6 protein-coding genes are annotated in these 4,946 nt (G+C 31.1%); all 6 read left to right on the top strand.

The window, feature by feature from the left end; translation table 11 throughout:
• The first annotated feature begins 10 nt into the window (after positions 1-10).
• The 6 genes from PREDE_RS13255 to PREDE_RS13235 all read left to right on the top strand — a co-directional run bounded on the left by PREDE_RS13255 (position 11) and on the right by PREDE_RS13235 (position 4,647).
• On the top strand, positions 11-394 hold the full coding sequence (locus PREDE_RS13255) for a plasmid mobilization protein (RefSeq protein ID WP_015298620.1): 384 nt from the start codon (positions 11-13) through the stop codon (positions 392-394).
• A gap of 177 nt (positions 395-571) precedes the next feature.
• Complete coding sequence (locus PREDE_RS13785) at positions 572-1,537, top strand: relaxase/mobilization nuclease domain-containing protein (protein WP_002467288.1); 966 nt, start codon at positions 572-574, stop codon at positions 1,535-1,537.
• Positions 1,506-1,967 carry a DUF334 domain-containing protein gene (locus tag PREDE_RS13250; RefSeq protein ID WP_015298618.1) on the top strand — a complete coding sequence of 154 codons (462 nt, stop codon included), beginning with the start codon at positions 1,506-1,508 and terminating at the stop codon, positions 1,965-1,967. The genes PREDE_RS13785 and PREDE_RS13250 overlap by 32 nt, the downstream gene beginning before the upstream one ends.
• A gap of 619 nt (positions 1,968-2,586) precedes the next feature.
• On the top strand, positions 2,587-3,042 hold the full coding sequence (locus PREDE_RS14000; protein WP_002467291.1) for a hypothetical protein: 456 nt from the start codon (positions 2,587-2,589) through the stop codon (positions 3,040-3,042).
• A gap of 71 nt (positions 3,043-3,113) precedes the next feature.
• Positions 3,114-3,479, top strand: a complete 366-nt coding sequence (locus PREDE_RS13995; RefSeq protein WP_002467287.1) for a hypothetical protein — start codon at positions 3,114-3,116, stop codon at positions 3,477-3,479.
• Positions 3,480-3,711: 232 nt separating this feature from the next.
• Positions 3,712-4,647, top strand: coding sequence for a replication initiation factor domain-containing protein (locus PREDE_RS13235; RefSeq protein WP_002467289.1), 936 nt, complete (start codon positions 3,712-3,714; stop codon positions 4,645-4,647).
• The last annotated feature ends 299 nt before the right edge of the window (positions 4,648-4,946 follow it).

The raw sequence follows: 4,946 nt of genomic DNA, 5'->3' as shown, positions 1-4,946 counted from the left end.
GTGGGATTTAATGAGCGAACAAAACAACTTTGTGGCTAGCGATAAAACTGTTGGGAAAAACCATAAACCCAACCGTAAAGAGCCGAAACAAATTAGTTTTCGTGTGAGCGAATCCGAATATTTAAAGTTAAAGCAGTCAGCTGAAACTTTAAATATGAGTGTGCCTGCTTTCGTTAAGAAAAAGGCACAAGGCAGTCGATTGGTCGCACCTAAATTTGATAAAGAAACGCGACAATCGATTGCCAAAGATTTAAGTATGTTGGGGGCAAATGTGAATCAGATTGCTAAATACTGTAATCAACATCAACATGAAGCACCGAATTATGATGGCTTGGAATATAATATCAAAGCAGTACGTGAAAGGTTAGATGAAATATGGAAAAGTCTAAATTAAGGATTTTATTGTACGGTATTTGGTATTTTATTGTGTTTTTAATATTAATGGCTATTTTATTCTTAGATTTTGATTTTAGTAACAATTTATGGTTTTTCATACCTTACTTAATTGTTTGTACTTTGGTTGGACCATTAATAAATAAAATAGCACCTAAACAGAAACGAAGTGATGATGATGGCAACAACTAAATTAGGTAATACCAAATCGGCAAGTAGAGCAATCAATTATGCAGAAAAGCGAGCAGAAGAAAAAAGTGGCTTAAATTGTGATGTAGATTATGCTAAATCGGCATTTAAACAAACTAGGGCTTTGTACGGTAAAGAAAATGGTGTTCAAGCACATACGGTAATACAATCTTTTAAACCGGGTGAAGTTACGCCAGAACAATGTAATCAATTAGGTTTGGAACTCGCAGAAAAGATTGCACCTAATCATCAAGTAGCAATCTATACACATACAGATAGAGAACATGTACACAATCATATTGTGATTAATTCAATTGACTTAGAAACAGGAAAAAAATACCAAAGTAATAAACAACAACGAGATTTTATTAAACAAACCAATGATGATATTTGTCGAGAACATGGTTTGAGTGTGCCAGAACGAAATACGGCAAAATTGAGATATACACAAGCTGAAAAATCATTAATAGAGAAAGACCAATATTCTTGGAAAGATGATTTAAGAGAAAAAATTGAAATTGCGAAAGGACATACAAGCGATTTTAAGAGCTTTTCAGAGCATTTAGAGAAATTAGGTATTGAATTTAAAGTTAGAGGCAAAAATGTCTCGTATAAGTCTGAAAATGTAAATAAATGGGTGCGTGGCAAAACACTTGGCGAAGATTATGACAAGGGGGCGTTAGAATATGAGTTTGAAAGACGAGAAAGAGAAGAAGAACGAGAATCAGAACAAGACCCAGTCGCAGCGTACACAGAACAATTCGACGTCGACTGGGACGCCGTCGAACATAACGCAGAGCAACTTAGAAAGACAAGAATTAGACGAACTGAAAAAACAAAACAAGCTCATCATCAAATATCTGACAGAGATACAAGAGAACCAGAACGCACGAGAAAACGAACAAAAACAACTCAGATCGAATTTGACAGAGGCGACGAAGGATTTTCGAGATAGTGCAATCAAGACACATAATGACTTTATAGATATACTCAAAAAGAAATTAGATAAAGTGGAAACAGACGAATTAGCTAACATCATAGGTAGAGATATTTATAAAGTGCGTGATGAAAATAAACGTATGTTGCAAGAAGTAAGAGCGTCACATGAACATTATAAAAAAAGACAAAAGCAATTATTTACAGGTATTGGAACAATGTTGTTAGTATTTATGCTTTTTGCATTAGTAATGACTATAGGTAGTGACTTCATGGATTTTATACATGTCGATATACTTCAAAAAGCCATAGCGAGTAAATTAAAAGCGTCTGAGGGCTTTATGACGTTGGTTTGGTATATTGCTTATGGATTACCTTATATTCTTGCAATAAGTGGGTTTATTTATCTTTATGAGTGGATTAGAAAGAAATTCGAAGTCTTTTTATAATTATGAGGACGCAATTATGCCGAGAAAATCTATTTGTCGATGAGAGCCCTTAATTAGACTAAAAGCGCCAGCGGTCGGATAGCGTCAGCTATCAAATCGACCGATGGACAGCTTTAGGATTATTAAGGAGCGCAGCATCGTCGACAAATAGAGGAATTGGAATAATGCAAAAAACTAAGTTGATTTTAATTAAAAAATTTACATTTTAAATAAAAACTGATATATTTAAATAAAAGAAAGGTGTTTTATTTAATGAATTCGGATAAAAAAACAGTAACTATAAGATTATCACCTAAGGAAATTGAGACATTGAACAGGATAAAAAATAAATATGGTATTTCTAATTCTTTACAAGTAGAGACACTGATAAAAAAATATGCAAAGCAAGAATATGGTTCATATTGATATAGAAAGGGGATATTTATGAGATTTTTCAGTAATATTTATGCTATAGTTTATTTCTTTTTGTTGTCTTTAGTTGTTTATTTTATATTTGAATTTACAAATTATAGATGGTTCGTTGGGAACGGATTCATAATATGGTTAATCTTTGTTATAATTTCATTGTTCATAATTTTTATGAATATTTTATATAAAAACAATAAAAAGGGTGAGAACAATGAAAAAGTCGATTCAAAAAACAGGTAAAGTTTTATTAGCTACAAGTATTGTGTTGACAACATTTTCAGTAGGGTCTATTGGTTTTAATCATGATAACCAAGCCCAAGCAAAAGGACACGAGAATCCAACAAATCCAAAGCCACCTAAAAATTCTAAAATAAAAACAGTTAAAGCCCATTATTCTAAAAAACAAGTTAAAAAAATCAATGATAAATTATCGACACCTAGTGGTGGTGTTGCAACAGCATTTAATTACTTTTTAGATACTACTACAAGTATCGTTGCGCCAGAATTGGGAGCATCTAAAACAGCTGTAGATATTGGTAGCGCCCAATGGAAAAAAACATATGCTAAACATTTTAAAGCAGCAGCTAAAAAGGGAACTGGATTGACAATCACATATAAAGTAGATGTTAAAAATAGAACACTTGAAGGAGTTAGTTTTAGTTCTTAGTTTTAAGTAAAAAAGCCCTTAGTAAAAGGGCTTTTTTACTACTAATTATTTGTTGAAAGAAGAGATAAAATATGAAAAAATTAGCGGTATTTTTTTTAAGTTTGATATTTGTATTGAGTGCATGTAACTCAAATAATTCGAAAGAAAGAATAACAAAAGAGAATATTAAAATAGATCCAAAAGATAGCCATTATGTTATTAAAGAAAATAGTGAGAATAAACCTCAAAAAATCAAAGTATATAAAATAAACAAAGATGGGAAAGAAGATATAACGAATAATGGAGTTACTAAAAAAGAAAATAATCATATAGAGTGGAGAGGAACTCCAGATAAGTATAAAGATATTAAATCACTTTTAGGAGATACAATTCAGTATAAAGTTTATTTTAAAGATAAAGATTCAAAACAAAAAGAATTGAATATTGAATATAAATAAAGAATAAATTTCAGTTAGACCAATTCTTGTGATAATGCTATATTAATAAAAAAATAAAAAGAAGTCGCCCACGCCCTGACCAAAGTTTGTGTGCGACAACCATTCAAAAATTAAAACATTAGTTGTTTTTTATGATTTTGTATATTTAGATATTAAACGATATTTGAATATACATCAAGATATATATTTGGATGGGCGACTTCTTGAAAATAATTTAAGGAGTCGATTTTTTATGACTAAAGAAAATCATTCAAATTACTTACAAAACAAGGGTTCAGATAAATTTTCTAAAACCGGCTACTCTAATAGCCGGTTAAACCGACATACTATGTACACCCCCGAACCAAAAATAAGTTTTGACGCTATGACAATTGTTGGAAATCTTAATAAAAATAATGCTCAAAAACTATCTGAATTTATGAGTGTTGAGCCACAAATTAGACTTTGGGATATACTTCAAACAAAATTTAAAGCTAAAGCACTTCAAGAAAAAGTCTATATTGAATATGACAAAGTAAAAGCAGATACATGGGATAGACGTAATATGCGTGTTGAATTTAATCCGAATAAACTTACGCATGAAGAAATGCTTTGGTTAAAACAAAATATTATCGACTACATGGAAGATTACGGATTTACAAGATTAGACTTAGCTTTTGATTTTGAAGATGATTTGAACGATTACTATGCAATGACTGATAAAGCAGTTAAGAAAACTATTTTTTATGGTCGTAATGGTAAACCAGAAACGAAATACTTCGGCGTTCGTGATAGTGATAGATTTATTAGAATTTATAACAAAAAACAAGAACGTAAAGATAATGCAGATGTTGAAATTAGTTCAGAGCATTTATGGCGTGTAGAAATTGAACTTAAAAGAAATATGGTTGATTACTGGAATGATTGTTTTAGTGATTTACATATATTACAACCAGATTGGAAAATCATTAAACGTATTTCCGATAGAGCAATGGTTTTTATGCTATTAAACGAGGAAGAAGAATGGGGAAAATTAGAAAGACGAACTAAAAATAAATATAAGCAATTAATTAAAGAAATATCTCCTATTGATTTAACTGATTTAATGAAATTGACTTTAAGAGAAAACGAAAAACAATTGCAAAAGCAAATTGATTTTTGGCTTTCCGATTTTAAGATTTTTAAGTGAATTAAATTTTAGGTCACGTGAGTGATCTTAAATTTAAGAACGATTAAGCAACCACATTTTTGGTTGCTGGGGTTTTGAATTTGAATTTGGTTTTGAACTATGAGTGGCTAGCATTTAGCCACTCATTTTTTGCGTTAGCAAAAACATAAGGGGAATGGGGATATCCCCATCAAGCCGGTATATTCAGAACGAAGTGGCTAGAATATACGACGCTTGCCAAACCACATAATTACTTGATAAAATCTGGCTTACCCTGTAAGCTAGATTTATATTAAGTAATTTCTTTCGAAGAAAGCGTG

The organism is Prevotella dentalis DSM 3688 (assembly GCF_000242335.1).
Lineage (GTDB): Bacteria > Bacteroidota > Bacteroidia > Bacteroidales > Bacteroidaceae > Prevotella > Prevotella seregens.
The sequence above is the reverse complement of the archived record's forward strand: the minus strand, read 5'-3'. Positions and strand labels throughout refer to the sequence as shown.